This is a genomic window from Phenylobacterium ferrooxidans (assembly GCF_042714595.1).
In the GTDB taxonomy this organism is placed as follows: Bacteria; Pseudomonadota; Alphaproteobacteria; order Caulobacterales; family Caulobacteraceae; genus Phenylobacterium; species Phenylobacterium ferrooxidans.
In genome coordinates this window covers 38,616-65,435 of the sequence record NZ_JAOTJD010000026.1, presented here as the reverse complement: position 1 = coordinate 65,435, position 26,820 = coordinate 38,616, and the positions used below count along the sequence as shown (strand labels likewise).

Below are 26,820 nucleotides of genomic sequence, written 5' to 3'. Positions count from 1 at the left end.
CGCTTATATCTGGAGCCTGATCCACCGCATCGGCGGAATCGCGAAGCGATTCCACCTCAACGGATCAGGCTCTAGGGCGCGCGGGCGACAGGCCGCCAGGTTTCCATCGGGCCGGAACACCCGTCAGCCTGCGACGTCGCAAGCGAGCGCTCGTCAGGCGCGATGCGTTTGCCGGGTACGGCAATGGGGTGGTCTCGGCAGGTCTCAAGGCGCACTTCTAAGTCGCTAGCGTCACCCCGCGCCGGGTGGGCGCGCGGACGTTGGGGCTGATGGCCTCGACGTCCAGCCCCATCTGGCGGGCGGCCTGGACCAGTTGCAGGAAGCGCTGAACGATGATTTGGCCGCCCTGCAGGATTTCCGGCGACTGTTGCCGGCTCATGCTCGACAGGTAGCCGCCGGGCGTGCGCGCCACATAGCCTTGAGCGACATAGCGCACGACATGGCGGCGGATGGTCTCGTGGTGGAGGCCCAGCCTCTCCGAAAGCTCGGCTATGGTGACCGGCCGGCGCAGCTCATCCGGCGGCGGACTATTGGACCAAGCGTACTTCTGAGCGAGTTCGCGATCATAGGTGATGTCGCCGGCGTTCGTCGTGATCAAGCCGGAGAAGATCAAGGCGTCCAGCATCGAGCCGTAAGGGGCGACGCCGGCCTCCAGGACCCGCAAAATGAAGGCGTCCAGAAGAGCGCCCAGGGGCGCAGCCAGGTCCTCGTCCCGCTGCGGTGTGGCGCCAGGGCCAGGATCGAAAGCGTAGCCGAGACCCTTGAGATCGGCGATCAGGCGGCGCAGGCCCTCGCATCGCTCCAGGTCCCAAGTCAAAGGCGGTGCGGGAGCCCCTGCGGCTATCGTGACCCCGGAGTCCCCCGCTCGGCTGACAAGACCCGCGGACTCAAGGACCGCGACTTGGCGGCGGGTGGTTTCATAGGCGAGCCCGAGGGACTGAGCGATAGCCCGGACACTGATGCCGCCGCGAACATTTCCGCCCGGGCTCCGGGAAGCCTGCGCCACGGCCATATGGACAACGCCCCGGGTGAAGCCGCCTCCGTGCCGGTCGATCAGCCTGCGGCCTTCGTCGAGCAGGAACTCCAGGACGCAGCGGAAGATCAGCCGGTTGCGCCGCGAGTTCGCCGCCTCGGAAATGTGGATCATGGTCCCGGCCCCCCAAGCTTGACCATAGACCGGCGAGGCTACCCCTCGGCAAGCCCGCATAACGATGTTTTGCAATCTAGCGAGTTGTGTCTCGTGGGGAGAGCCATCAGGGATTGCATAGGCCCACGATCCGGGTAGGGCCGGTCTTGCTGTCGGCTCGCCAATCGGCATTCTTGCCGACCGAACTGAGTAAACGGCAGGAGATATTCATGCGCCGCCTTCTTGTTCTCGGCTTGGGTTGCCAGCTGCTTGGCGCCGCCGCCGCTCAGGCCCAGACGTGGACCCCCCTGGCCGTGACGGGCCCCGAGACCATCTTCTATGACCCGGCCACCGTCACCCGCGCGAACGGCGTGGTGACCGCCGTAATGCGGGCGGAGTTCAACCCGCCGCAGGCCTCTGGGTCGGTGATGGTCAGCGCCATGGTGGAGAAGATGTCCATCAACTGCGCCGGGAATGTCTATTCCGATCTCGGCAATGTCGCCTACGACGCCGCGGGCGCAGTGTTATGGAATCAGCCTGCGTCAGGCGCGGTCAAGCCGATTACGCCGGGCTCCGGGGCGAGCGCCATCCACGCCAAGGTCTGCCAATAGCTGACCATGAAGTTTCCGCACCGTGCGCTCGCCCTGGCGATCCTGGCGATCCTGGGGCTGCTGATGCTGGCGGCTGCACCCGTCCGGGCCCTGGCCGCCCCCACGCCGGCCATCACCTGCCGCCTGGGCGCCTGGTTCGTGTCCGTGCACGACATCAACGCCGCTGAGGGCACGTTCAAGGCAGACTTCTGGATGTGGAGCGTCTGTCCCGAGCGCGAGTTGAACCCGCTTGAGAGCCTGGAATTCCTGAACGCCGCGGAGACCGAGGAGGGCCTCGACGCCACCCTGCAAAGGGGGGGCAAGTGGTGGTCGACGCGCAAGATCTCCGGCGTCTTCCGCCAGGACTTCGACCTCCAGAACTATCCCTTCGACCGCCAGGCTCTGGAGATCCTGGTGGAGGAGGCGGTCCTGGACGAACGGAGCCTTCGCTATGTCGCCGACAGCCGCAACTCGGGCCTCGACCCGGGGGTGAAGGCGCCGGGGTGGCGGCTGACCGGGTTTCGTAACACGGCGGGCGTCGCCATGCATCCGACCACCTTCGGCGACCCGTCCCTCCCCGACGGCGCAAGCTATTACGCCACCCTGCGCATGGAGATCGTGGCCAATCGCGCCCGGCTCGGCAACTTCGTGAAGGCCACCTTCGTCCTCTACATAGCCGCGATCCTGGGTCTGATGTGCTTGGCGCTGGACGTTGTGGACAGCGAGCTCTTCCTGGGCCGGCTCGCCGCGCTTGGCACCGGCGTCTTCGCGGTGGTGCTGAGCTTCCTGTCGCTCGAGCAGTTGATCGGGCCGCACGAGGGCCTCTATCTGCTGGACCAGCTCCACGTCGTGGTCCTCGCGCTGATCATGCTGGCCACGGGCTGGAGCGTGCTCGCCTTCCGCCTCGGCAACGGCCCGGTTGATGCGGACCGGGTCCGAACCTGGGACGCCAGGGTGTCGCTGGGCATCGTGGCGGCCTTCGTCGCTGCCAACGCCATCCTGATCGGGCTGGCGATGGTGCAGGGCTAGAGCAGCCCTTGGCTGCGATCGCATCGGCATGGCCGAGCCGTGGATGCAGGGCGGACTGGTTCCCGGGCGTCTTCAGACCTCTGGACGATGGGGACCAGCGCCACGAATCGGCGGGCGCTTGGGGGCCCCAGCGGGGCGGGGGGTCAGCAGATTGCGCGGTCTCCCGGAACGTCGGCGACCGAGCGCAATCTAGAACCGCACGCTGACCGGCTTCGGTCGATGGCTGGCCGACCAGAGGACCATTCCCCACTCACAACGTTCTTGTTTTGTTCTTGTATAATCGAGAAGCTTGTGGCAAGTTTGCCTGGCCGGTGGCGGCTAAGCGCGGACCCGTCCATGTCATAGACGAAGAGGTGATCAGTGACGAAGATCGCAAAGGGAAAGCCGCGATCTCTTCCCGATCCCGCGGCGGAACCATACGACGATTTGGCGCGCAAGCATCTGCCGAGCCAAGGTGCGAAGACGCCGCTACCTGCCCTGGCTGCCGCGACATTCCCACCTATCGACAGTCGTCTCGCTCTTCTCAACCGGGCGGCTCGTCCAAACCCATACGTCACGATCGGCGGTCGAACTTACAAAGGTTCAGACAACGGGCGCGCCAACGTCCTGGTCCCAATTGGTGATCTTTTGCTTTCACCCGCCGAATTCGCAAATCGGCAGCGGATGGCGAGGCGCGCGATGTTCATGGCAAACAATCCACTCGGAAGCGCTGCCTATGCGATCGCCACGCTGGCGAAGAGATCACCTCAGGCGCGCGATGGAGCGCTGATGGTGGGAAGCGTGGTCGACGCGGCAATGATGGGCGCAACGTCCCGTCTGGCGTTGGTCCCACGGATGCCGACATCAAGGCGGCCAGTCTTGGCTCCGCCCTTGGTCAAGCAGCCGGAGGTCAGACATGGCCGGCCGACTTCGCTAGGACAGGCAACGGGTTTGGTAGCGACCTTAACGTCGTCGACGGTCGATTCCGGGACTAAGGCCAATCGTCGCCAAACCCCGCCGGGTTGGCAAGGCAACGGCAGAACGCACAACCAAGCGAGGGGCCACCTGCATGCGAAGCAGCTTGGGGGTTCAGGGCGGGGCCCACTTGATCTCGTCACCCTTACGCAAAATCCAACCAACTCATCGCTGATGGCGCGCTTCGAAAACGAGATGAAGCGGAGGGTCCTGGCGGGAGAAGTTATCGAGTATACAGCGATGCCACTATACAATCCGGGCGTGCTTCCGCCTGCGAGGGTTCTGCTGGCGGCGCTCGGGACTCGCGGCGCGCCTGTCGCCCGGATCGTCGAAAATCCGGCAGGGAAGAAGCGCGAGTGACGATCGAGAACCTGATCAGGGTGGTTCCGCCGCCGGCGGCGCCGGACGAAGCCTATCTCGGCCCGTGGGAAGCGATCGAAGCCGACCTCGGTACGCCGCTGCCACAAGACTACAAGGATTTCGTCAGGCTCTATGGGTGCGGCGATTTCATGGAGTTCCTGGGAATCCATGTCCCGGTGTTCTGGAGCCCCTATGTCCGGCTTCAGTCCGAGGTGCGGGTGATCTGCGACACGCTTCGGGACATTCAGGATCGTCCGTATCCCCTGTGGCCAGAGCCTGGCGGACTACTGCCCTTCGGGAAGACCGACTTTGGGGACTATCTCCTCTGGCTGCCACACGGGCCGCCGGATGCGTGGGGTGTCGTGGTCTGGGACCGGGGGATGGGGGAGTTTGAGGCGTTCGACTGCGGCCTAACCGATTTCTTGGCCGGCCTCGCCACCGGTGACATCGAACCCAAGGAATTTCCCGAAGACATGCTGCCCTGCGATCGCCTGTTCGAGCCGTCGCCCCCGTGCCCGGCCGAACACCTCAATTGGCGGTCTGATTTCCTGACCGGTAGCTTTGGCGGCAAGACTGACGTCCGGGTCGAGCTAGGTCCGCAGCCTGTGGGCGACCGCCCAAGGGTGACGCTGTCTCCCGTGTCATGGCGAGCATCATGGCGTGTGTCGCACAACCGCCGCGCTCCGCGCTGAGGCATATCCCTGGGCCCGGCTCTGCAGGCGCGCCATCACCGAACGCGGGGGTCAAGGACGACACCCAGCGTCACCAGCCTATTTTATCAGAAGCTTTTGGCGGTGAGAGAGGGATTCGAACCCTCGTTAGGCTTTCACCTAAACACGCTTTCCAAGCGTGCGCGATCGACCACTCCGCCACCTCACCGGCCGTCGCGAACGGCCCGGAGGTCGGTCGCGAAGGCGCGCAATATACTCAGGAAGCTCGCCCGGGCAAGCGGCGTCCGAGCCTCGCGGCAAGATGGTTGGGATCGAACAGGGAGCGGGCCTCGCGGCGGGTGAGGGCGGCCTCCAGTTTCACGCTGTCGGCGGACCAATCGGCCAGCCGTCGCCGGGCGTCGGGGCTGTCCTCGCGCAGGGCCTGGGCGACCTTGGCCAGGCGGGCGTCGGCGGCCCGCAGGCGCCGGCGCTCGCGGGGCAGGGCGGCGTAGCGCTCGTCGATCAGGCCGAGCCGCGCGCGGGCCGCGGCGATCATCACTCCGGCGGCGGGGCGGTCGCCACGGGCGGCCAGGGCGTCGGCGGCGGCGATGGCGCGCCGCGCGTCGGACATCAGGCTGGCCACCGTGACGGGGACGGCGCCGGCTCGGGGGCAGGCGGTGGGCGAGAGGGCTCGGACATAGGCGACCAGTCCGGCCAGCACAGCGGCGGGCGGCTCGCGGCCGTCGAACTCCTGGGTGATCAGGCCGTGGATGAAGGGTGGCAGGTCCGCAGGCGCGACCTTGAGTCCGCTCGGGCCGCCGCTGAGGTCGGGGATGGGCCGGGGGTCATCGACGCCATCGCCGCGATGGGAGCTGAACAGGGACGAGGTGACGTCGGCCGTGCCGGGCGGGCCGGAGACGCCGGGGAACAGGAAGGCGGGATTGTCGCGGCCTGAGCGGTGACAGGTTTCGCAGGTCAGGCCGGCGCGGGCGGCCTGGCCCCCCAGGACGGTCGGGGTGCGGAAGGCCGCGCGGCCCACCTCCACGGCGAGGCGGGCCTCAGGACCGGTCGCGGGCGACAGGCACTCCGGCGGGGCGGTGGTCAGGGCGCGCACGAGATCGGCCTGGGGCGCCAGCCAGGCCTGGGCGCGCAGGGGCGCATCGGCCGCCTGGGCCACGACGATCCCCAAGAGGGCGAAGGCGGCGGCTAGCTTGATGGTTCGCGGCCGGCGTCGATCCAGCGACGGAGCTCCTCGGCCTCGGCGCAGCCGAAGGCGCAGATGCGGTCGAGGCGGGCCAGCATGACCCGCGCCCCGGCCAGGTCGCCGCGCTCCACCTTCAGCTCGCCGTAATATTCCGTGGCCCCGCGATGGTCGGGCGCGATGGCCAGGGCCTGGCGGTAATAGGCCTCGGCCTGCCCGGGCTGGCCCTTCTTGCGCCAAGTGTAGCCTTGATAGGTGAGGATGTCGGGGTGCGGCCCCAGGGCCTCCCGGGCGGCGGCCAGGGAGGCCAGGGCCTCATCATAGCGGCGCTCATTGATCAGGCTGACGGCGGCCAGATAGGCGCGGTCCCCGGCGGCGGGGCCAGCCAACTGCAGCGAGCCGGAGGCCGCCACCGCGGCGCCGGCGATGGCGCTCTCCACGGCCTTCACCGCCGCGCCGACGGCGGGGGCGTCGCCGCAGGTTCCGCAGGCCAGGGCGCGGGCTTTCAGCCAGTCCAGCTGAGCCTGCGCCTTGGCGTCCTTCAGACCGCCCAGGGCCACCCCGAGGCCGCGACGGGCCTCGATGTTGTCGGGCTCAAGCTTCACGGCCTTCTCATAGGCGCGGCGCGCGCCCTTCAGGTCGTTCTGGCCGGCGTTGGCGAGGCCCAGCAGGCGCCAGGCCTCGGCGTTCTGGGGCAGGACGGCGACGACCCTGGCGAGGGCGCGCTCGGCGTCCTTGAATTTGCTGGCGTTGAGGGCCTCGACGCCCTTCACGTACTCGGCGGCCGGATCGTAGGTCGGGGCGGACATGCTGGGCATATCACCGCCGCCCCCGCCACCGCCGCCGGCGCTCCAGGCGACGCCTGTCGTGGCCAGGCTGAGCATCGCCCCGAGGACCAGCGCCCCGCGCAGTCTGTCACCCATCTTCGCCTCCCTGAACTTTCGCATAACAGTGTCATATCCTGCGCGCGACGCCAGCCGGGTGATGGGCAAATGGCGCACCCTCGCCGTATATTGAGGTCTCCAGCCACAAGGACCGCCATGACCCCTGCCGAGTTCGAAAAGGCCAGCCGGCGCGAACCGGGCCTGATCCCGTGACTCCGGCGCAGCTGGAAGCCTGCGCCCTGAGCTTCCCGGGGGCCACCAAGGTGGTCCAGTGGGGCGGCAGCGACGTCTACAAGGTGGGCGGCAAGATCTTCGCCATCGTCGGCCTGGGCGGGCGGCTGATGTTCAAGGCGACGGATCTTGCCTACGAGGTGATGACGGAGAGCGGGATGGCCAGGCCCGCCCCCTATCTGGCCCGGGCCAAGTGGGTGTCCCTCGACGAGCCGGACAGGCTGGATCCCGACGAGGCGGCCGACTGGCTGAAGACGGCCCATGCCCTGATCGCCGCAAAGCTGACCCGGGCGAAGCGGAAAGAGCTGGGGCTCTAGCGTTCCTCACCCGCAGCGGGAGGAACCGGACCAGTTCCCAGCAATGTGCGCAGGTCGCGGATGGCGGCGGCGGCCTTGGAATGGCGTTGGCGCCAGATCAGCAGGCTGACCGCGCCGAGGGTGACAACCAGGAAGCTGATGGGTCCGAACAGCCAGGCCGCCGCCGCCAGGGCGAAATAGTAGCCGCGCACGCCGGCGTTGAAGGCCGAGAGCGCCGGGTTGAGCAGGCGTGCGGCGGCCTCCCCATAGTGGTCCTTGAAGGCCTGGTCCTCGGTGTCGGGCGCCGCGCCCACCACGGCGATGCAATAGTTCATCTGGCGGATGGCCCAGATGAAGTCGAGCAGGCCGCGGGCGAGCGCCACCAGCACCAGGGCGATCTGGAACTCGAACAGCAGGCGGGTGGAGGTCTTGATCACCACCAGGCTGGAGGCCGAGCGGAAGGTGCTTTCACCGCCGAACAGCACGCCGGCCGCGGCGGCGATCAGGATCAGGTTGGAGGAGGCGAAGAAGGAGGCGGAGTTCAGGACGTGGCCCAGCAGCTGGCCGTCCATGAACTTGTTCTCGCGCCCGGCCATGTTCTTCATCCAGGTCAGCCGGATGAGGGTCAGGTCGGTGTTGATGGCGCCCCGGCCCCGGGCGGCGGCCTTGAGCAGGGGCTCATAGGCCAGCCAGGCGACGGCGAAGACGAGGAGCGCCGTCAGGTCCAGGGGCGAGAACGGCATGCCCTAGTCCTCCGTGATCAGACTGTGCTTGTTGGTGTCGCGCAGGGTGAGCGCCACCAGGAAGGCGATGGCCATGATGGAGGCGACATAGACATAGAAGCCGCTCTCCATCCCCTCCTTCTTGAACCACAGGGCGACATATTCCGCGGTGCCGCCGAAGATGGCGTTGGCCGTGGCGTAGGGCAGGGCGACACCAAGCGCGCGCACATGGGCTGGGAAAAGCTCGGCCTTCAGCACCGCGTTGACGGCGGTGTAGCCGGAGAGGATCAGCACCAGGGCGCACATCAGGGCGAAGGCCATGGTGGCGTCGGAGGTCACGGCGATCCTCGAGAAGATGGGATAGGTGAAGATGCTCCCGAGCAGGAAGGCCGCCAGCAGGGTGGCCTTGCGGCCCACGACATCCGACAGGGCCCCGAAGGCCGGCTGGGCGATCATGTAGACCAGCAGGGCGGCCGCCGTGATCGCCGTGGCCATGTCCTTGGTGAAGCCCGAGGTGTTGACCAGGAACTTCTGCATGTAGGTCGTGTAGGCGTAGAAGGCCAAGGACCCGGCCGAGGTCAGGGCGAAGATGGTCGCCGTCTCCTTGGGGAACTTCACGAACAGCAGCATGGTCCGCGAGCGTTCCGCGCCCTCGGCCTGGGCGGTCAGGTAGGACTGGCTCTCCTCCAGGCCGGTGCGGATCCAGAACACCACGATGGCCAGGACCCCGCCGATGGCGAAGGGAATGCGCCAGCCCCACTGGGCGAGATCCTCCGGCGACAGGATGTTCTGCAGCAGGATGAGGACGCCGAGCGCGGTGAGCTGGCCCAGGATCAGGGTGACGAACAGGAAGCTCGACCAGAAGCCGCGGCGCTTCCTGCCGGCCATCTCCGACATGTAGGTGGCGCTGGCGCCGTACTCCCCGCCCAGCGACAGGCCCTGGACGAGACGCGCCAGCACCAGGGCCACGGGGGCGGCGGTGCCGATCATCGAATAGTCGGGGATGATGGCGATGGCGAACGAGCCGGCGCACATCATGGAGACCGAGACGGTCAGGGCCGCCTTGCGGCCGGCGCGGTCGGCGTAGAGGCCCATGAACCAGGCGCCGATGGGCCGGGCGAGGAAGCCGACGGCGAACACCGCGGCGGCCTGCAGCAGCTGGGCGGTCTCATCGCCCTTGGGGAAGAAGTGCTTGGCGAAGTAGAGAGCGAAGGAGGAGTAGACGAACCAGTCGTACCATTCGACGAAGTTGCCGGCCGAGCCGCCCAGGATGGCCCTGAACCGCTGCATGGGGGTGAGCCCCGGCGCCATGGCCTCCGACGAAAGTTCTCCGCCGCTCTCGGTAACCGTCATGCATTCCCCCCAACGAACTCACTTTGGGGGGAATGCTAGAGGGTCTTGCCGCTTACGCGAAGGGCGCTTGCGCTATATCCGGCCCATCAGGACCAGGATCAGGACGATCACCAAAACCAGGCCCAGGCCGCCGGAGGGGAAGTAGCCCCAGGAGCGCGAGTGACCCCAGGTGGGCAGGGCGCCGATCAGGGCGAGCACGAGAATGATGAGTAGAATGGTCCCCAGCGACATGGCTCAAGCCTCCCAAGAGCCTGGCCGGGTGGCCAGGCGATCAAGCCTGAAAACGGGCGCCGCCGGTTAAGGTTGCCGGAGCCCTTTCCTTCCAGGGAATCTGAAAGGAAAGGGCTCCTTCTAAGATAGGAGCGTGACGGCCGCCTGAACCGGTTCCCACTTCAGGCTGTCACGCTCCAGCGGACCTAGTCGACGAAATCAGCGGTATGCAGATGAGCGTCCTGCTCCTTGACCTTCAGGGCGTAGAGCAGGCCGATGAAGGCCCCCTTCACCCGGGGCAGGAGGGCCAGGGTCGCGGCCGCCAGGGGGATCAGGGTGGCGGGCAGCATGACCGCCGCCGGCGCCTGCCAGATGATCGGAAACAGCAGCAGCGGCGCCACCAGCAGGTGGCCGACGATCAGGATGGTGAAATAGGCCGGGCCGTCGTCGGCGGGGTACTGGGCGATGTCGTGGCCGCAGACCTGGCAGCGCGGCTCGACCTTCAGGTACTTCCAATAGAGCCTGCCGCGCTCGCAATGGGGGCAGCGGCCGCGCAGGCCACGGATCATGGCTTGGACAAGGGTGGGGCGTTCATGACGGGACATGACCGCCATATGTGTATCGGGACCCTGGGAGTCCAAGGTGGCGGGCGGTCGCATCGGGAACATGATCTTCGCAATCCCAGGCGGGGCTTGAAGTTCCCCCAGATGGGCGCGTCGTTAGGTCCCACCGCGCCAGCGGGAAGGCGTCGTCCGCGCAACCTGATCGGGAGCAAGGCGCGGAGAAGGCTCATGAATTCCAGGACGGGCTGCGCGAACCCGGGCTCAACGGTCGCGCCACCGGGCGCCAGATAACGCCGTGAAGCCGCGGCTCTAGCGCTTGGCGTCGTCGGCGGCGCCGCTGACCGCGCGGCCGGCGGCCGAGACGTCCTGGCCGGCGCCGGCGATGGTGTTGCAGGCGGCGGTCATCAGGGCGGCGGCGGCGGCGGCGAGAACCAGGATCTTGCGCATTCGAGAACTCCTCAAGGACGGGCCGGCGTCATAGCCAAGCTTGAGGGCGATTTCTAGGCGAGGGCGGGGCCCGGCGGCAAGGGGCGGTGCGCAGGTGAAGATCACCGCCCTGCTGAAACCTAATCCGCATCCATCTTCAGCGCCGCGATGAAGGCTTCCTGGGGGATCTCCACCTTGCCGAACTGGCGCATGCGCTTCTTGCCGGCCTTCTGCTTGTCCAGCAGCTTGCGCTTGCGGCTCATGTCGCCGCCGTAGCACTTGGCGGTGACGTCCTTGCGCAGGGCGCGCACGGTCTCACGCGCGATGATCCGGCCGCCAATGGCCGCCTGGATCGGGATCTGGAACATGTGGGGACTGATGAGGTCCTTCATCTTCTCCACCATGCCCCGGCCCCTGGCCTCGGCGCGGTCGGCGTGGACCAGCATGGAGAGCGCGTCCACCGGCTCGGAATTCACCAGGATGGACATCCGCACCAGGTCGCCGACCCGGTAGCCCTCGATGGCGTAGTCGAAGGAGGCGTAGCCCTTGGAGACGCTCTTCAGGCGGTCGTAGAAGTCGAACACCACCTCGTTGAGCGGCAGGTCGTAGACCACCAGGGCGCGGGAGCCGACATAGGACAGCTCGCGTTGTTCGCCGCGGCGGTCCTGGCACAGCTTGATCACCGAGCCGAGATACTCGTCCGGGGTCAGGATGGTGGCCTTGATCCAGGGTTCGGCGATGGTGGCGATCTTCACCGGGTCGGGCAGGTCAGCCGGATTGTGCAGCTCCAGCTCCGAGCCGTCGTTCAGGCCGATCTTGTAGACCACGCTAGGCGCCGTCGCGATCAGGTCGAGATCGAACTCGCGGCTGAGGCGCTCCTGGATGATCTCCAGGTGCAGCAGGCCCAGGAACCCGCAGCGGAAGCCGAAGCCCAGGGCCGCGCTGGTCTCCATCTCGTAGGTGAAGGAGGCGTCGTTCAGGCGCAGGCGGCCGATAGCGGCGCGCAGGTCCTCGAAGTCGGCGGCGTCCACCGGGAAGAGGCCGCAGAACACCACCGACTGGGCGACGCGGAAGCCCGGCAGGGCCGTCGCCGTCTGGCGCTTCTCATCGGTGATGGTGTCGCCGACGGCGGCGTCGGCCACCTGCTTGATCTGGGCGGTGATGTAGCCGATCTCGCCCGGGCCAAGCTCGCCGGTCTCGGTCTGCTTGGGCTTGAAGACCCCGATGCGGTCGATCTGGTGGGTGACGCCCGCATTCATCATGCGCACCTTCATCCCGGCCTTCAGCACCCCGTCGAGGACGCGGACCAGGACGACGACGCCGAGATAGGGGTCGTACCAGGCGTCCACCAGCAGGGCCTTCAGCGGGGCGTCGCGGTCGCCCTTGGGGGGCGGCAGGCGGGTGACGACGGCCTCCAGGACGTCGGCGATGCCCTCGCCGGTCTTGGCCGAACAGAGCACGGCGTCCGAGGCGTCGATACCTATGACGTCCTCGATCTGCTGGCGCACCCGCTCGGGCTCGGCGGCGGGCAGGTCGATCTTGTTGAGGACGGGGACGATCTCGTGATTGTTGTCGATGGCCTGATAGACGTTGGCGAGCGTCTGGGCCTCGACGCCCTGGCTCGAGTCGACCACGAGGATCGAGCCCTCGCAGGCCGCCAGGCTGCGGCTGACCTCATAGGCGAAGTCGACGTGGCCGGGGGTGTCCATCAGGTTCAGGACATAGGTCTCGCCGTCGCGGGCCGTGTAGTCGAGGCGCACGGTCTGGGCCTTGATGGTGATCCCGCGCTCGCGCTCGATCTCCATGTTGTCCAGCACCTGTTCGGTCATCTCACGCTTGGTGAGGCCGCCGGTCTCCTGGATCAGGCGATCGGACAGGGTCGACTTGCCATGGTCGATGTGGGCGACGATGGAGAAGTTGCGGATTTTGGAAAGAGGGGTGCTCATGGTGCGCCAGCCTCTACCACATTCCGGCGCTCCTGCGAGGGTGGAGGGGTGCTTGCCGCGCCATCATGCTTAATCAGGTGTTAAGCTGGACCGCCGCATTGATGACGCCAGGGGATGGGAGGCTGTTTCGCCTTCACTCGAGGACGTTCCATGGATCGCCGCACACTGATCGTTTCGGGCCTGGCCACGCTGGGCGCCGCCGGGGCCGCCAAGGCGCAGGAGCCGGGCCAGAACGGGCCCTACCAGACGCCCACCTATCCGGCGTCGCCGCCGGCCTATCCCAATCAGAATTACCCAAATCAGACCTACCCCAATCCGGGAGAGGCTCCGGCCGAGCCGTTCACCCGCGAGGAGATGGTCAACAACGTCTCTGACTTCCTGGGCGTGACGGCGGAGGCCGCGGGCGGGGCCATCGAGCGGGTGTTCCGCGACAACGGCCGGCCCACGGCCTATATCGCCGGCCAGGAGGCCTCAGGCGCGATCTCGGTCGGCGCCCGCTACGGCAAGGGCCTGCTGTACATGAAGAACCGCGCGCCGCTGGAGGTCTACTGGCAGGGCCCCTCGGTGGGCTGGGACCTGGGGGGCAACGCCAGCCGCGTCTTCACCCTCTGCTACAATCTCCAGTACCCGGAGATCCTCTTCCAACGGTTCCCGGGCGTCGAGGGCGCCGCCTATCTCGTGGGCGGGCTCGGTGTGAACTACCTGCAGTCCGACGAGGTCATCCTGGCGCCGATCCGCGCCGGCGTCGGCCTGCGCCTGGGCGCCAATATCGGCTATCTCGGCTTCAGCCGGAAACGCCGGACCTGGCCTTTCTAGGGCCGCCTCGGGTCCTTGTTTGCCGCGCTTCCGGGCGGCGAACCGGTTCCCACTTCGCCTGAAGCGCTAGTGCTTGTCGGTCTTGGAGGCCAGCAGGTCCATCAGGGCCAGCATTACGCCGGAGACCACGAAGGTCAGGTGGATGCCCACCAGCCACGCCAGGGTCCGGTCGGGGATCGGCTCGTTCTCCGACAGGCGCATGAAGGCCCGCAGCAGAGCGATGCCGGAGATCGCCACGATGGAGGCGATCAGTTTCATCTTCAGGCCTGAGAAGTCCACCGTCCCCATCCAGGAGGGGCGGTCCTCGTCGTCGCCGGTGTCGATCTTGGAGACGAAATTCTCGTAGCCCGAGAAGGTGACGATCAGCAGCAGGTTGCCGGCCAGGGACAGGTCGATGAGGGAGAGCGCCATGAGGATGGCCTCCTCGGGGCTCATCGTCGGGATGTGCTGGAACTCGTGCCACGCCTCGTTGAAGAAGACGAAGACCAGGGCGGCCAGGGCCATGATGAGGCCGACATAGAAGGGCGCCATCAGCCAGCGGGACCGGAACAGGCCGGTCTCCAGCCAGCGTTCGAGGACGGGCTTGGGCTTGGGCGATTTGCCGGGGCTGGACGTGGTCATGTTGGATGTATGGGATGATGCCTGGGGCGATTCAAGAGCGTTGGCGGGAACCCGCCGGCCTCCAAGGCGTAGCTCCGGAAATGCTGTGTCCCGGCGCCTGAGCGCCGGGCGCCCCTGGGAGTGCGCGCTTGGAGAAGCTGTCGGCCACGGTCTGGGATTGGTTCGCCACCGGCCAATGGCTGGTCCCAGCTGGCAAGCTCGCGGTGGCCGCGGTCATCGTCGCAACGGGATTCATCGCCGCCCGCCTGGTGTCGGGGGGCCTGAGCCGATGGCGCGGTCGCGCCCGGGGCGGGCGGCCCATCATCTATATCGTCGAGAAGCTGTCGGGATATGGCCTGGTGGTGGCCGGGTTCTTTGTGGCTCTGTCCACCCTGGGGATCGACCTGACCTCACTGGCGGTCTTCGCCGGCGCCTTGGGGGTGGGGGTCGGTCTTGGCCTGCAGGGGATCGTGCGGGAGTTCGTCTCGGGCCTGGTGCTGATCTTCGATCCCCACGTCCATGTGGGGGACTTCATCGAGCTGGAGAACGGGGTGCGCGGGGTGATCGTCGAGGTGGGGCCCAGGGCGTCGCGGCTGCGCACCAATGACGGGCTCAATGTCGTCATTCCCAATTCCAAGCTGATCGAGAGCCAGGTGATCAACTGGACCCTGAAGGGCGGCACCCGGCGGATCCATGTGCCCTTCTCGGTGGCCTACGGGGTGGACAAGGCCCTGGTGCGCGACGTGGTGATCCAGGCCGCGCGCGCCACACCCTTCACCCTGCCGGAGACCGAGGACCGCAAGACCCAGGTGTGGCTGATCGGGTTCGGCGACTCGGCGCTGAATTTCGAGCTGGTGGTGTGGCCTACCTTCGACGCGGTGAAGCGCCCGGCGGCCATGCACGCGGCCTATACCTGGGCGATTGAGGACGCCCTGCGCTCGGCCCAGATCGAGGTCCCCTACCCGCAGATGGACGTGCGGGTGCGCAGCCTGTTCGGCCAGGAAGGCGGCGAGGCGTTCACGGCCCTCGGCCTGAAGGCCGGCAGCGCGCACGAGCCGGCGCCCCACCCGGTGGTCGAGACCAAGAACGACGCCGCCGACGCCCTGGTCGCCGATGTCGAGCGCGAGGCCCGCGAGCGCCTGACCCAGGATCGGGAATAGGCCGCCTCAGCTCCGCAGCTTGGCGCCCACGGTCTTTTCGGCCGCGGCGACGATCCTGGCCGAGAGGGCCTCGATCTCGGGCTCGGTGAGGGTCTTATCGCGGGGCTGGACCAGGACCTCGACGGCGACTGACTTGGAGCCCTCGGGCACGCCGGGACCCGAATAGACGTCGAAGACCCGGGCGTCGGCGATCAAGGCCTTGTCGGCGGCCAGGATCGGACGGACCAGGTCGCCGGCCGCCACCTCGGACCCCACCACGAAGGCGAAGTCGCGGCTGAGCGGCATGAGGGTCGAGATGTCGAGGGCGGGCCTGGTCTTGGTGGACTTCCGCTTGCCCTCCGGGATGGCGTCCAGGTTCAGCTCGAAGGCCACCAGGGGGCCGTCGACGTCCAGGGCCTTGAGCACGCGCGGGTGCAGTTCGCCGAACTCGGCCACCACGGTCTTGGGGCCAAGCTGCAGTCGGGCCGAGCGGCCGGGATGCCACCAGTCGGAGGTCGAGCCCTGGACCACCTGCAGGTTCGGCGCGCCGATCTCCTCCAGGATCGCCATCAGGTCGGCCTTGAGGTCGAAAAGCGGATCGGACTTCGCGCCGTCCCAGCGGCGGGGCGGGTGGGGCGCGACCAGGGCGGCCAGCACGGTCATCTGGTCCTGCGGCACGTCGCCGCGATAGAGCGGGCCGATCTCGAAGGCCGCCAGGTCTGGGAAGCCGCGCCGGGCGTTGCGGCCCGCGGCCTCGATGAGGTTGGGCAGGATGGATGGGCGCATGCAGTCCAGATCGGAGGCGATGGGGTTGGTCACCACCAGCTTCGCATCGCCGCCGCCGAACAGTTTCGCCGTCGCCCGAGCCGTGAAGCTCCAGGTGATGGTCTCGGCATAGCCGCGGGCGGCCATGGCGCGCCGCGCGACGCGGACCCGGCCCTGGCGCGCAGTGAGTACGCCGCCGGCGGCAGGCGCCAGTTCGGGCAGGGGGGTGGCGGGCAGGGCGTCATAGCCCTGGATGCGGGCCACTTCCTCGACCAGGTCGGCCTTGCCCTCGACGTCGCGGCGCCATGACGGCGGGGTGACCTGGTCGCCGGCCACCGCGAAGCCGAGCTTGGTGAGAATCTCGTCGATCCGGGCGTCGCCGATGTCCAGACCCGAGAGGCGCTTCACATAGGTGTGGTCGAAGGTCATGGCGGTGGGGGGCGTGGGCGCCTCGCCCGCCAGGGTGACCTCTGAGGCCTCGCCGCCGCAGAGCTCCAGGATCAGCTTCGTCGCCAGCTCGAGGCCGGGGACCAGGGACTGCGGATCGACGGTGCGAGCGAAGCGGTACTGGGCGTCGGAATTGATGCCGGTGGAGCGCCCGGTCTGGGCCGTCAGGATCGGGTCGAACCAGGCGCTTTCCAGGAAGACGTCGGTGGTGGTTTCCGAGCAGCCGGTGCTTTCGCCACCCATGACCCCGCCCAGGCCGATGGCGCCCGAAGCGTCGGCGATGACGCAGATATCGGGGGTGACGGCGTAGGTCTTGCCGTCGAGGGCGGCGACCTCCTCGCCGTCGCGGCCCATGCGGGCCTCGACGAAGCCGCCGGTCAGCTTGGCGGCGTCATAGACATGCAGCGGCCGGGCGCGGTCGTAGGTGATCAGGTTGGTGATATCCACCAGGGTGTTGATGGAGCGCAGGCCGATGGAGGTCAGACGCTGGGCCAGCCAGGCCGGCGACGGCCCGTTCTTCACGCCGCGGATCAGCCGTCCCGAGAAGGCCGGGCAGGCCTCTGGCACGGGCAGCTTGATCGCGATCGGATTGGGGAAGGTCCCGGGGACCGGTGCGACGGCGATGTCCTTCAGGGTCCCTAGGCCCGCGGCGGCCAGGTCGCGGGCGATCCCGACGACGCCCAGCCAGTCGGGGCGGTTTGGGGTGACCTCGAAGTCGATCACCGCCTCCAGGCCCAGCGCCGTGGCGGCCGGGGTCCCGACCGCGAGATCGTCTGGCAGGTCCATGATGCCGTCGGACTCGCTGGCGGCCTCCAGCTCGGACGCCGAGCAGAGCATGCCGTTGGAGACCACGCCGCGCACTGGCTTCTCCACCAGCGTCACGCCGAGGCCCGGCACATAGGCGCCGATGGGGGCGTAGATGGTGGTCAGGCCCGCGCGCGCATTGGGGGCGCCGCAGACGATCTCCTTGCGGCCGTCGACGGTGTCCACCTGGCAGACCCGCAGGCGGTCGGCATTGGGGTGCTGCACGGCCTCAACGATCTTGGCGACCGTGAAGGCCGCAAGCTTGGTGGCGGGGTCTGCGACGTGCTCGACCTCAAGGCCGGCCATGGTCATGGCCTCCACCAGTTCGGTGGTGGAGGCGGTGGTGTCGAGGTGCTCGCGCAGCCAGGAGAGGGTGAATTTCATGATGCTCTCCTCAGCTCAGGCCGGTGGCGGGATTCGGCGCGGCGAAGGCCGAGAAGCCGTAGTGCTGCAGCCAGCGGACATCGGTGGCGAACATGTCGCGCAGGTCGGGCATGCCGTACTTGAGCACCCCCAGGCGGTCGACGCCGCAGCCGAAGGCGAAGCCCTGCCAGACGTCAGGATCCAGGCCGCAGTTGCGCAGCACATTGGGGTGGACCATCCCGCAGCCGAGGATCTCCAGCCAGTCGGTCCCCTGGCCGATCTTCACCTCGTCGCCCGAGCGGTCGCACTGCACGTCCATCTCGGCGCTGGGCTCGGTGAACGGGAAGTGGTGCGGGCGGAAGCGGGTGACCACGTCCGGGGTCTCGAAGAACCGGCCGAGGAAGGTCTCCAGGGTCCACTTCAGGTGGCCCATGTGGATGGCCTTGTCGATCACCAGGCCCTCGATCTGATGGAACATGGGCGTGTGGGTCTGGTCGCTGTCCTTGCGGAAGGTGCGGCCCGGCACGATGACGCGGATCGGCGGCTCCTGGCCTGAGGCGATCCAGGGGGCGGCCGGCTTCTGGTTGGTGCGGTTCATGACGCGGACCTGCACCGGGCTGGTGTGGGTGCGCAGCACCTTGCGCTCCCCCTGCTCGTTCTCCGGCAGGAAGAAGGTGTCGTGCATCTCCCGGGCCGGGTGCTTGGGGGGGAAGTTGAGCGCCGTGAAGTTGTTGAAGTCGGTCTCGATGTCCGGCCCTTCGGCCAGGGAGAAGCCCATGTCGGCGAAGATGGCGATCATCTCATCCATCACCTGCATGGTGGGATGGACCCCGCCCTTGCGGCGCGGCGCCGGCGGCAGGGAGAGATCGACGCGCTCGGCCGCCAGCCGGGCGTCCAGCTCGGCGGCTTCCAGGCCGGCCTTGCGCTCGGTGAAGGCGGCGGCGACGCGGTCGCGCAGGCCGTTGATCAGCGGGCCCTGTTCGCGGCGCTCGTCGGGGGACATGCCCCCCAGCGACTTGAGCAGGTCGGAGATCGCCCCGGACTTGCCCAGGGCCGAGACTCGGACGGCCTCCAGGGCCGTGAGGTCAGGGGCGGCCGCGATGGCGGCGGTGAGGTCGGCTTCGAGTTTGGCGGTCATGACACGGCGTTCTTAGAGGGGGTGACAGGGCGCGGGAAGAGGACAGCAAAAAGCCCTCCGGCGGTTCGGCCGAAGGGCTTTGAATGCTTTAGGAGCCAAGGGCTCCCGGGCCTCAAGCCAGAGCGGCGCGAACCTTCTCAGCGATGGCCTTAAACGCGGTGGGGTCGTTGCCCGCGATGTCCGACAGGACTTTGCGGTCGATCTCGATCCCGGCCAGGTCAAGGCCGTGGATAAAGGTCGCGTAGGTCAGACCCTCGATGCGGGCCGCGGCGTTGATGCGCTGGATCCAGAGCGAGCGGAAGTTACGCTTGCGGACCTTGCGGTCGCGGTAGGCGTACTGGCCGGCCTTGTCCACCGCGGCCTTGGCCGTGCGGATGGTGTTCTTGCGGCGGCCGTAGAAACCCTTGGCCTGCTCAAGAACCTTCTTGTGACGGGCGTGGGCGACGACGCCCCTTTTAACGCGTGCCATGTGTCAGTGCTCCGATCAAAGGCCGTAGGGCAGGTAGGACTTGATGGTCTTGACGTCGGACGACGACATGACCTTCGTGCCACGGTTCTGACGGATGTACTTGGCGCTGTGGCTCATCAGCCGGTGGCGCTTGCCCGCGACGCCGGCCTTGATGAGGCCAGACGCAGTGATTTTGAAGCGCTTCTTGGCGCCTGACTTAGTCTTCAGTTTCGGCATTTCTCTGCGGAGCGTGAGCCCCGTCCTCTGGCGTATTGATGAACCGTCCTGGCATGCCATTGGCCAGACGGTTCCGAAGGGGAGGGCGAATACGCGAAAGGCCGGGGGAAAGCAAGGGTTTGAGTCTCCCGAGACCCAGCCTGCCGGTTCCCGTGGATCTAGCCGGTTCGCCCGACATAGGGCATGCGGCGCGCCACCTGGATGGCGAGGATGAGGGCCGGTACGATCAGGATGGCGGTGAGCGCGAAGGGGGCGCCGGGTGAGACCAGGCTGAAGAGCTGGCCCGCATAGATGGGGCCGCCGATCCGGGCCAGCGCATTGTTGGACATGTTCAGGCCCAGCATCTCGCCCTGGCGGTCCGGCGGCGTGGCCTTGGAGATCAGGCCCACCAGGTTGGGGAAGCAGATGGACTGGCCAAAGCCCACGATGGCCAGGCCCAGCACCGCCTGGACCGGAACCTGGGAGCTGAACTGCACCAGCATGCCGACGAACATCAGGCACAGCCCGGCGATCAGGACCCGGGGCTCGCCGAAGCGGGCCACCAGCCAGCCGGTGGCGATGCCCTGGCTGAAGGCGCCGATAACACCGATGACCATGAAGGCCAGGCCGATCTCTCGCGGGCCCCAGCCGAACTTCGCGGCCGTCCACAGGCCGTAGGTGGCCTCGATGCCGGCGAAGCCCGAGACGATGACGAAGGAGATGATCAGGATGCGGGCGATCACCGGATGGGCGAAGGCTTCGCGCAGGGCCACCTGACGGCCGCGCGGGCGAACGTCCGGCGTGCCGGGCCGGGTCTCGCGCACGAAGAAGAAGACGCCTGCCGCCGAGGCCAGGCCAAGCGCGGCGGCCGCGAACAAGGGCAGTTGGAAGCCGATGGGGCCGAGGCTGGGCTGGGCCAGCAGGCCGCCCAGGGCAGGGCCGGTCATGAAGCCCATGGAGAAGGCCGAGCCCATCACCCCCATCCGCCCGGCGCGCTTCTCCGGCGGGGTGATGTCGGCCATGCAGCCTTGAAGCGTGGAGATATTGCCCGCGAAGAAGCCGCCGGCGAACCGTGCCACGAAGGCGAAGATGATGTTGGGGGAGAAGGCCAGGGCGATATAGGCCAGGGCGCTGATGGCGATGGTGGCGATCAGCACGGGGCGGCGGCCCACCCGGTCCGACAGCCGGCCCCAGAAGGGTTCCCCCAGGAACTGGCCGAAGGAGAACATCGAAAACAGCAGGGCGATCTGCCAGGCCGGGGCGTCAAAGGCCTGGCCGAAGAAGGGCAGCAGAGGAATCACCACGCCGAAGCCGGCGATGTTCAGGAACACCACCGACAGCAGGATGATCAGGGCGCGGAGGTCCTGCTTGTCGCTCGGAACGCCCGCGCCCGGCGGGGTCATGGCTCAGGCTTTGGCGGCTCGGTCAGGAGCCGCGATCTTCGGGTCGCCGACAGGGCCAGCAGGATGGCCGGCGCCACCACCAGGGCGCCGAGGATGAAGGGGCCGTCGCGCATCACGGGCACCATGAGCCCCGCGCAGACCGGGCCCACCACCCGGGCCAGGGCGCCGGTGGCGTTGTTGAGACCCATGATCTGACCCTGCCTGTGCGGGTCGGCGGTGCGCGAGATGATGGCGCCCACATTGGGGAAGGCCACCGACTGGCCGGCCGCGGTCAGGCACATCAGGGCGATGGTCATGGGGCCGCTGACGGAGAACACCTGCAGGGCCGCGGCGACGGCGGTCATGCCCATGCCGACCGACAACATCACCCCCTCGCCGAAGCGCTCCGACATCGGGCCGGTGATCATGGTCTGGAAGAAGAAGGCGGTGGCGCCGGTGAAGGCGAAACAAACCGCGATCTCGCGCGGGCCCCAGCCGAACCGGGCCTGGGACCAGAGGCCGAACTGGCTTTCGATGCCGGTGAAGGCGAAGCCCACCAGGAAGGTCAGCAGCATCATGCGGCCGATCACCGGATGGCTGACCGCCTCGCCGATCGCCGACCAGCGGCTGGGGCGATGGCTGATGCCCTCCTCGCGGACGCGGCTTTCCTTGATGAAGAACATGATGGCGACGACGCAGAGCGCCGCCAGGCCAGAGGCGATGAACAGGGGAATGCGGAAGCCGGCCGGGCCCATGCCGGTGTGGGCGAAGAAGCCCCCGACGGCCGGGCCGATGATCAGGCCGACGTTCCAGGCGGCGCCCTGGTAGCTCATCTGGCGGGCGCGTTTCTCCGGAGGCGTGACGTCGGCGATGTAGCCCTGGACCACCGCGCCGTTCCCGGCCGCCAGCCCGCCCACCAGGCGGATGGCGAAGGCCGCCCAGATGTTGGGGGCGAAGGCGAGCGCCAGGTAGCAGAGGCAGTTGCCGATGATCGTGGAGATCAACAGCGGCTTGCGGCCGTACTTGTCCGAAAGCCGTCCCCACAGCGGTTCGCCGAAGAAGGCTCCCACCGAATAGGCGCCGAAGATCGCTCCGATCTGCCAGGGCTCGGCGTCGAAGGAGTCGGCATAGAAGGGCAACAACGGGACGATGATCCCGAAGCCCAACATGTTGATGAAGATAACGGCGATCAGCGACGCCGCAGCAAAACGCGGCGCCGGGGCCTTATACGGCTCGGATTCAGACATAATGATCCGGTGTTAGGCTGCCCCGGTGGAGCCGTAAAGACCCAGCGTGAGGCTTGGTTGTCGCGGTTCACCTGAGACCACAAAAAAGCGGCCGCCCCTGGGGGACGGCCGCTTAAATCGTATGGGGCGCCGGGCTCTAGCGGGGCGCCAGGATCATGATCATCTGGCGGCCTTCCATGCGGGGCTCGTACTCGACCTTGGCCACCGGCTCGAAGTCGGCCTTCACCTGCTGGAGCAGCTTCATGCCAAGTTCGGGGTGGGCCAGTTCGCGGCCACGGAAGCGCAGGGTGACCTTCACCTTGTCGCCTTCTTCGAAGAAGCGATGCATGGAGCGCGCTTTGACTTCGTAGTCGTGGATGTCGATGTTGGGACGGAGTTTGATCTCCTTGATCTCCACCACCTTCTGACGCTTGCGCGCCTCGTTCTTCTTCTTCTGCTCCTGGAACTTGAACTTGCCGTAGTCCAGGATCTTGCAGACGGGCGGATCAGCATTCGGCACGATCTCGACCAGGTCGAGGCCAGCTTCTTCAGCGGCCTCCAGAGCGGAAGAGGTCGGCATCACGCCCTGCTTCTCACCGTGCTGATCGATGAGCAGAACTTTTGGGACGCGGATGTCGTCATTGATGCGCGGTCCGTCTTTGACGGGCGGCGCCTGCATGGGGCGGCGAATAGGCTTTTGCTCCGTGAGCTATTTCAAGGCGAACGCACCGGCCACGCAAAGCGCTCCGGGGTCGTGCGGACAGTATATGACCTTGCGGCCCCCCGCGATCAAGCGCCGCCGGGAGCTGGGGCCAAAGCATTCGCCGCCTGTGCGACGCTCGCCACAGCCAGATCGCCCAGATTGTCGGCCTGCAGGACCGCGACATGGCCGCGCGGGGCCGACAGGCTGGGGTCCGAGGCCCGTGAGAACAGCACGATGGTCGGCGCCCCCGTCGCGGCGGCCAGGTGCAGCGGCCCGGTGTCGTTTCCCACCACCAGGGCGGCCTTGGCGCCCAGGATGGCGATGCGGGCGAAGTCGGTGCGGCCGGTGAGGTCGCGGGCCTTGCCCACATAGCGCTGGATCTGGCGGGCCTCGGCGCTCTCCTGGGGGCCGCCCAGGATGACGATGTCGAAGCCGCGATCGTAGAGGATCTTGCCCAGCTCGCCGTAGCGGTCGACGGGCCAGCGTTTGTCCAGCCGGTGGGCCGAGCCGCCGGGTATGAACAGGACGTAGGGGCGGGGCATGACGCCGCCGGCCACGGGGCGTTCCTGCGGCGCCTTGCGCAGCACCCAGGAGAGATCCGGCGGCGGAGCGCTGCCCGGCTCGGTGGGGGCGTCGGGATAGATGCCGGCATATTTCAGCTGGTCGGCCTGGCGCTCCAGGGTGTGCATCGCGTTGCGGTGCGGGTTTTTGTGCGGCAGGGCGCAGCCGAGCGCGATCCCTGACCATTCGGGGGGGAAGGGCCGCAGCATCTGGAAGATGCGGTTGGACGCCGCCGAGGTCTGGAGGTCGTAGACCCGGTCATAGCGGGCCTTCTTGATCCGGCCGCGCAGGGCCAGCCATTCGCCGGGGCCGTTGGGCTTGCCGTCGGTCTCCACGGCGTTGAAATAGGGCGAGCTCTTGGCCAGGCCCTCGAACTGGGGGGTGGTCAGCAGGGTGATGTGGGCGCGCTTGTGCGCCTCGCGGATCTTCTTCATCGCCGCCAGGGCCAGGACGAAGTCGCCCAGGGCCGACAGCTTGATCACCAGGATCTTCTTGATCTCACGCGCCATGGGCTCTGGCCTCCAGCACGCGTTCATAGGCTCCCAAGGTGGCCGCGCACATGGCCTCGGCGGAATAGAGCTGGCGGGCGCGGGCCGAGGCCAGCTCCCCCATCCTGCGAAGTTCGACCGGCCCGGCCTCGATGGCGTGGGTCATGGCCGCGGCCCAGGCCGAAGCGTCGCCGGGGGGGACCAGCCAGCCGGTCTTGCCGTCCAGCACAGTCTCGGTGGCGCCGCCGTGGCTGGAGGCGATCACCGGGCGGCCCATGGCCTGGGGTTCCACGGCGGTGCGGCCGAAGGACTCCGGAACGGTCGTGGGCAGGATGGCGAGATCACAGACCAGGCAGGCGGCCGGCATATCGTCGCAATGGCCCACCAGCTTGATCTCGGCGCTTAGGCCCTGGTCGCGGATCGAGGCTTCAAGTTCCTCGCGGTAGTCGGTGCGGCCCTGGTCGTCGCCGGCGAAGATGATCAGGAAGTTCGACTGGCCGGCCGCCTTCATGCGGGCGGCGGCCTCGATGATGGTGGGGTGGCCCTTGATGCGGGTCAGGCGCCCGCCCAGCAGGATCTTCATGCGGTTGTCGTCCGGCGTGATCCCCCAGGCCTCGCGCAGGGCGGCGATCCGCTCGCGGGTCACCCAGGCGGGGTTGAAGCGATCCAGGTCGACGCCGCGCGGGATGGTGACGATCTTCTCGGCCGGAAGCGCATGCTCTCTCAGCACATGGTCGCGGGTGTAGTCGGAATTGGCGATAACCAGGTCGCCGCGGGTCATCACCGCGTTGTACCAGCGCTTCAGCTTGGTCCTGGCGTTGTAGATGCCGTGATAGGTGGCCACGAAGGGTGTTCCCGTCGCCTGGGCGGCCCACAGGGCGGAGAAGGCCGGGGCGCGGCTGCGGGCGTGGACCAGGCTGACCTTCTCCTTGCGGATCAGGTCCACCAGGCGCGCGGCGTTGCCCAGCATCACCAGGGGGTTCTTCGACTGAACGGGCATCTGCGCCAGGCGGCCGCCGTCGGCCTCAAGCCGCGCGGTCATGCGTCCGCCGCGCGTCGCCACCAGGGCCTTGCCGCCGGCGCGCACGACGGCGTTGGCCACATCAATCGTGGTCTGTTCGGCGCCGCCGGTCTCAAGCTCGGGGACGACCTGCAGCAATGTGAAGTTGGGAGGCAGTGGCACGGCCATCTGCATAACGCACTGCGGCGCCGCGTAAAGCCCGACGCACGCTGACGGGCGCCCTCGCACGGGCTATTGATCGCCGATGAGCGAAGAGACGTGTTTCCTGGCGCGGCCGGACGGCGAGCGGGTGGCGTGGCGCAAGGTGGCGGGCGCCGGCCCCACCGTGGTCTGGCTGGGGGGCTTCCGCTCCGACATGGCCGGGACCAAGGCGCAGGCCATCGCCGAGTGGGCGCAGGCGACCGGCCGGGCCCATGTGCGCTTCGACTATTTCGGCCACGGCGAGTCCAGCGGCGACTTCGCGCAGGGGACCATCACACGCTGGCGCGAGGACGCCTTGGCGGTCCTCGATGAACTGACCGAGGGGCCGCTGGTCCTGGTGGGGTCCTCCATGGGCGGCTGGATCAGCTGCCTGGCGGCCGCGGTGCGGGCTGAGCGACTCAAGGCCATGGTGCTGATCGCGCCCGCGCCTGACTTCACCGAGAAGCTGATGGAGCCGGAGATCGACGCGGCGGGCCGCGAGGCCCTGGCCCGCGACGGCGTCTGGATGCGGCCCAGCGACTATGGCGATCCCTATCCCATCACCGCCAGCCTGCTGGAGGACGGCGCCCGCTGGTCGATCCTGCCGGGGCCCGTGCCGATCCAGGCGCCCGTGCGCATCCTGCAGGGTGGGGCCGATCCCGACGTTCCCTGGCGCCACGCCCTGGAACTGGCCCAGGCGCTGAACAGCGACGACGTGGTCTTCAGCCTGATCAAGGACGGCGACCACCGGCTTTCGCGGCCGCAGGACCTCGCGCGCCTGCTGGCCGCCCTCGAGGAGGTCTGTTCGGACTGAGAACCGGCCTGTCCGGACAGGACTTTGATCGCCCTGCCGGCGGAAGTGGCTCAGACCGACGCCATGACAAGCCAGCACGCTCCCAAGACCGCCGCCTCCGAGTTCATCGAGATCGCCAAGACGGTGGGCGCCGCCCTGCTGATCGCCCTGGTGTTGCGGGTCATCTTCTTCCAGCCCTTCACGATCCCGTCGGAGTCCATGCAGCCCGCCCTGCTGAAGGGCGACTACATCATCGTCTCCAAGTACGATTATGGCTGGAGCGCCCACTCCATCCCGTTCAGTCCGCCGCTGTTCCGGGGGCGGATCCTGGACAAGGCGCCGCAACGCGGTGACGTGGTGGTCTTTCACCTGCCTCGCGACAAGAGCATCACCTACATCAAGCGGCTGATCGGCCTGCCCGGCGACCGCATCCGGGTGGCGGGCGGTCAGGTCTTCGTCAACGGCAAGGCCATCCCGCGCCGGCCGCTGGGCATGATCGAGGACCCCGGCGCTCCGGGGGTGCGGGTGATGCAGTACGCCGAGCCCAAGCCGAACGGCCGCAGCTACGTCACCTTCGACCGCGAGCCCGGCCATGAGGGCGACGACACCGAGGTCTATGTCGTGCCCGAAGGCCACTATTTCATGTTGGGCGACAACCGCGACAACTCCCTGGACAGCCGCTGGCCGCAGGAACTGGGGGTAGGCTACGTCCCGGCGCAGAACCTGGTGGGCAAGGCGCGCTTCATCATGCTGTCGTGGAAGGGCGGGGCCTCGATCTTCAAGCCGTGGACCTGGGTGATGCGGTTCGACGCGAGCCGCGCCTTCCACCGCCTGGACTAGCGGGCGGCGTACTCGGCGCGGCTGAGGACGCCGTCATGGTCGGCGTCGATGCGGTCGAACTGGGCGTGGGATAGGCTGGGCCGGGCCAGCGAGGGCAGGGCCGCGGCGCCCACTGCCGCGGCGATGGCGGCGCCGACGACAAGACGCAGACCCTTGCGGGGGGAACGGGGCTTGGCCGGCGCCTCGAGCTGCTGGTCGATGAAGGCGCGCAGGGCCTCGCTGGCCGAGCGGCCGTCGGCGCGGCAACGGGCCATGAAGGCCTCCTTGGTGGGATAGGGAATCCGAATCTCCAGGGATTCGCTTTTCTTCAGTCGTCCGGGCTCGGTCATGGTGGTCTCAGAAGCTGGCG

29 protein-coding genes and 1 tRNA gene are annotated in these 26,820 nt (G+C 67.9%); 9 read left to right on the top strand and 21 right to left on the bottom strand.

Annotated features, from left to right (window positions below; genetic code table 11):
- Positions 1-217 precede the first annotated feature (217 nt).
- Entirely contained in the window at positions 218-1,147 is a 930-nt protein-coding gene (locus OCL97_RS14160; protein WP_377370576.1) for a hypothetical protein, read from the bottom strand.
- A gap of 209 nt (positions 1,148-1,356) precedes the next feature.
- Between OCL97_RS14160 and OCL97_RS14155 the strand changes: the two genes are divergently transcribed.
- The 4 genes from OCL97_RS14155 (at position 1,357) to OCL97_RS14140 (ending at position 4,751) form a co-directional block, all read left to right on the top strand.
- Positions 1,357-1,737: a surface-adhesin E family protein gene (locus OCL97_RS14155; RefSeq protein WP_304781107.1), complete on the top strand. Its 381-nt coding sequence runs from the start codon at positions 1,357-1,359 to the stop codon at positions 1,735-1,737.
- A 6-nt stretch (positions 1,738-1,743) separates the two neighbouring features.
- Entirely contained in the window at positions 1,744-2,745 is a 1,002-nt protein-coding gene (locus OCL97_RS14150; RefSeq protein WP_377370575.1) for a ligand-gated ion channel, read from the top strand.
- A 360-nt stretch (positions 2,746-3,105) separates the two neighbouring features.
- A complete protein-coding gene (locus OCL97_RS14145; protein WP_377370574.1) occupies positions 3,106-4,059 on the top strand; it encodes a DNA/RNA non-specific endonuclease in 954 nt (317 codons plus the stop codon).
- Positions 4,056-4,751, top strand: a complete 696-nt coding sequence (locus tag OCL97_RS14140; protein WP_377370573.1) for an SMI1/KNR4 family protein — start codon at positions 4,056-4,058, stop codon at positions 4,749-4,751. The genes OCL97_RS14145 and OCL97_RS14140 overlap by 4 nt, the downstream gene beginning before the upstream one ends.
- A gap of 97 nt (positions 4,752-4,848) precedes the next feature.
- On the opposite strand, the gene OCL97_RS14135 is transcribed toward OCL97_RS14140, so the two are convergent.
- The 3 genes from OCL97_RS14135 to OCL97_RS14125 form a co-directional block, all read right to left on the bottom strand.
- Positions 4,849-4,938 (bottom strand) — tRNA-Ser (locus OCL97_RS14135).
- A gap of 48 nt (positions 4,939-4,986) precedes the next feature.
- Positions 4,987-5,886 carry a hypothetical protein gene (locus OCL97_RS14130; RefSeq protein ID WP_377370572.1) on the bottom strand — a complete coding sequence of 300 codons (900 nt, stop codon included), beginning with the start codon at positions 5,884-5,886 and terminating at the stop codon, positions 4,987-4,989.
- Positions 5,887-5,915: 29 nt separating this feature from the next.
- A complete protein-coding gene (locus tag OCL97_RS14125; RefSeq protein WP_304700233.1) occupies positions 5,916-6,833 on the bottom strand; it encodes a tetratricopeptide repeat protein in 918 nt (305 codons plus the stop codon).
- Positions 6,834-7,003: 170 nt separating this feature from the next.
- Here OCL97_RS14125 and OCL97_RS14120 point away from each other — a divergent pair, with 170 nt between their 5' ends.
- Complete coding sequence (locus OCL97_RS14120) at positions 7,004-7,342, top strand: MmcQ/YjbR family DNA-binding protein (RefSeq protein ID WP_304700234.1); 339 nt, start codon at positions 7,004-7,006, stop codon at positions 7,340-7,342.
- On the opposite strand, the gene OCL97_RS14115 is transcribed toward OCL97_RS14120, so the two are convergent.
- From OCL97_RS14115 to lepA, 6 genes are all read right to left on the bottom strand, one after another.
- Positions 7,339-8,064, bottom strand: coding sequence for a DUF599 domain-containing protein (locus OCL97_RS14115; protein WP_377370571.1), 726 nt, complete (start codon positions 8,062-8,064; stop codon positions 7,339-7,341). The genes OCL97_RS14120 and OCL97_RS14115 overlap by 4 nt on opposite strands.
- A 3-nt stretch (positions 8,065-8,067) precedes the next feature.
- Complete coding sequence (locus OCL97_RS14110; protein ID WP_377370570.1) at positions 8,068-9,396, bottom strand: MFS transporter; 1,329 nt, start codon at positions 9,394-9,396, stop codon at positions 8,068-8,070.
- Between the two features lie 72 nt (positions 9,397-9,468).
- Entirely contained in the window at positions 9,469-9,627 is a 159-nt protein-coding gene (locus OCL97_RS14105) for a DUF3309 family protein (RefSeq protein WP_304700238.1), read from the bottom strand.
- A 185-nt stretch (positions 9,628-9,812) separates the two neighbouring features.
- Positions 9,813-10,211, bottom strand: coding sequence for a DUF983 domain-containing protein (locus OCL97_RS14100; protein WP_370689242.1), 399 nt, complete (start codon positions 10,209-10,211; stop codon positions 9,813-9,815).
- A 267-nt stretch (positions 10,212-10,478) separates the two neighbouring features.
- A complete protein-coding gene (locus OCL97_RS14095) occupies positions 10,479-10,616 on the bottom strand; it encodes an entericidin A/B family lipoprotein (RefSeq protein ID WP_377370569.1) in 138 nt (45 codons plus the stop codon).
- Between the two features lie 119 nt (positions 10,617-10,735).
- Positions 10,736-12,541: a translation elongation factor 4 gene (gene lepA, locus OCL97_RS14090; protein WP_310542634.1), complete on the bottom strand. Its 1,806-nt coding sequence runs from the start codon at positions 12,539-12,541 to the stop codon at positions 10,736-10,738.
- 150 nt (positions 12,542-12,691) lie between these two features.
- Here lepA and OCL97_RS14085 point away from each other — a divergent pair, with 150 nt between their 5' ends.
- Positions 12,692-13,357 carry a DUF1134 domain-containing protein gene (locus OCL97_RS14085; RefSeq protein ID WP_377370568.1) on the top strand — a complete coding sequence of 222 codons (666 nt, stop codon included), beginning with the start codon at positions 12,692-12,694 and terminating at the stop codon, positions 13,355-13,357.
- Between the two features lie 66 nt (positions 13,358-13,423).
- On the opposite strand, the gene OCL97_RS14080 is transcribed toward OCL97_RS14085, so the two are convergent.
- Positions 13,424-13,978: a TIGR00645 family protein gene (locus OCL97_RS14080; RefSeq protein ID WP_304781071.1), complete on the bottom strand. Its 555-nt coding sequence runs from the start codon at positions 13,976-13,978 to the stop codon at positions 13,424-13,426.
- Between the two features lie 128 nt (positions 13,979-14,106).
- On the opposite strand from OCL97_RS14080, the gene OCL97_RS14075 reads away from it, so the two are divergent.
- On the top strand, positions 14,107-15,117 hold the full coding sequence (locus OCL97_RS14075) for a mechanosensitive ion channel family protein (RefSeq protein ID WP_304781068.1): 1,011 nt from the start codon (positions 14,107-14,109) through the stop codon (positions 15,115-15,117).
- Between the two features lie 6 nt (positions 15,118-15,123).
- Here OCL97_RS14075 and pheT read toward each other — a convergent pair whose 3' ends face one another.
- The 9 genes from pheT to OCL97_RS14030 all read right to left on the bottom strand — a co-directional run bounded on the left by pheT (position 15,124) and on the right by OCL97_RS14030 (position 24,820).
- Positions 15,124-17,496 carry a phenylalanine--tRNA ligase subunit beta gene (gene pheT, locus OCL97_RS14070; protein WP_377370567.1) on the bottom strand — a complete coding sequence of 791 codons (2,373 nt, stop codon included), beginning with the start codon at positions 17,494-17,496 and terminating at the stop codon, positions 15,124-15,126.
- 10 nt (positions 17,497-17,506) lie between these two features.
- Entirely contained in the window at positions 17,507-18,613 is a 1,107-nt protein-coding gene (gene pheS / locus OCL97_RS14065) for a phenylalanine--tRNA ligase subunit alpha (RefSeq protein ID WP_377370566.1), read from the bottom strand.
- A gap of 112 nt (positions 18,614-18,725) precedes the next feature.
- The gene (gene rplT / locus OCL97_RS14060) at positions 18,726-19,082 is read right to left on the bottom strand and encodes a 50S ribosomal protein L20 (RefSeq protein WP_304781060.1); all 357 of its coding nucleotides are present in this window, start codon (positions 19,080-19,082) and stop codon (positions 18,726-18,728) included.
- Positions 19,083-19,097: 15 nt separating this feature from the next.
- The gene (gene rpmI, locus OCL97_RS14055) at positions 19,098-19,298 is read right to left on the bottom strand and encodes a 50S ribosomal protein L35 (protein ID WP_215342450.1); all 201 of its coding nucleotides are present in this window, start codon (positions 19,296-19,298) and stop codon (positions 19,098-19,100) included.
- 158 nt (positions 19,299-19,456) lie between these two features.
- Positions 19,457-20,680, bottom strand: coding sequence for an MFS transporter (locus tag OCL97_RS14050; RefSeq protein ID WP_377370565.1), 1,224 nt, complete (start codon positions 20,678-20,680; stop codon positions 19,457-19,459).
- Positions 20,677-21,906: an MFS transporter gene (locus OCL97_RS14045; RefSeq protein ID WP_377370564.1), complete on the bottom strand. Its 1,230-nt coding sequence runs from the start codon at positions 21,904-21,906 to the stop codon at positions 20,677-20,679. The genes OCL97_RS14050 and OCL97_RS14045 overlap by 4 nt, the downstream gene beginning before the upstream one ends.
- A gap of 136 nt (positions 21,907-22,042) precedes the next feature.
- Positions 22,043-22,564 (bottom strand): translation initiation factor IF-3, encoded by a 522-nt coding sequence (gene infC / locus OCL97_RS14040; RefSeq protein WP_215342444.1) that lies wholly within the window; start codon positions 22,562-22,564, stop codon positions 22,043-22,045.
- Positions 22,565-22,674: 110 nt separating this feature from the next.
- The gene (locus OCL97_RS14035) at positions 22,675-23,658 is read right to left on the bottom strand and encodes a glycosyltransferase family 9 protein (RefSeq protein WP_304781049.1); all 984 of its coding nucleotides are present in this window, start codon (positions 23,656-23,658) and stop codon (positions 22,675-22,677) included.
- Positions 23,648-24,820, bottom strand: coding sequence for a glycosyltransferase family 4 protein (locus OCL97_RS14030; protein WP_377370563.1), 1,173 nt, complete (start codon positions 24,818-24,820; stop codon positions 23,648-23,650). Before OCL97_RS14030 ends, OCL97_RS14035 begins: the two co-directional genes overlap by 11 nt.
- 82 nt (positions 24,821-24,902) lie before the next feature.
- On the opposite strand from OCL97_RS14030, the gene OCL97_RS14025 reads away from it, so the two are divergent.
- Together OCL97_RS14025 and lepB are read left to right on the top strand one after the other, a co-directional pair.
- On the top strand, positions 24,903-25,652 hold the full coding sequence (locus tag OCL97_RS14025) for an alpha/beta fold hydrolase (protein ID WP_377370562.1): 750 nt from the start codon (positions 24,903-24,905) through the stop codon (positions 25,650-25,652).
- Between the two features lie 63 nt (positions 25,653-25,715).
- Positions 25,716-26,471: a signal peptidase I gene (gene lepB, locus OCL97_RS14020; RefSeq protein ID WP_377370579.1), complete on the top strand. Its 756-nt coding sequence runs from the start codon at positions 25,716-25,718 to the stop codon at positions 26,469-26,471.
- On the opposite strand, the gene OCL97_RS14015 is transcribed toward lepB, so the two are convergent.
- Positions 26,468-26,800 (bottom strand): hypothetical protein, encoded by a 333-nt coding sequence (locus OCL97_RS14015; RefSeq protein ID WP_377370561.1) that lies wholly within the window; start codon positions 26,798-26,800, stop codon positions 26,468-26,470. The genes lepB and OCL97_RS14015 overlap by 4 nt on opposite strands.
- Between the last annotated feature and the right edge of the window lie 20 nt (positions 26,801-26,820).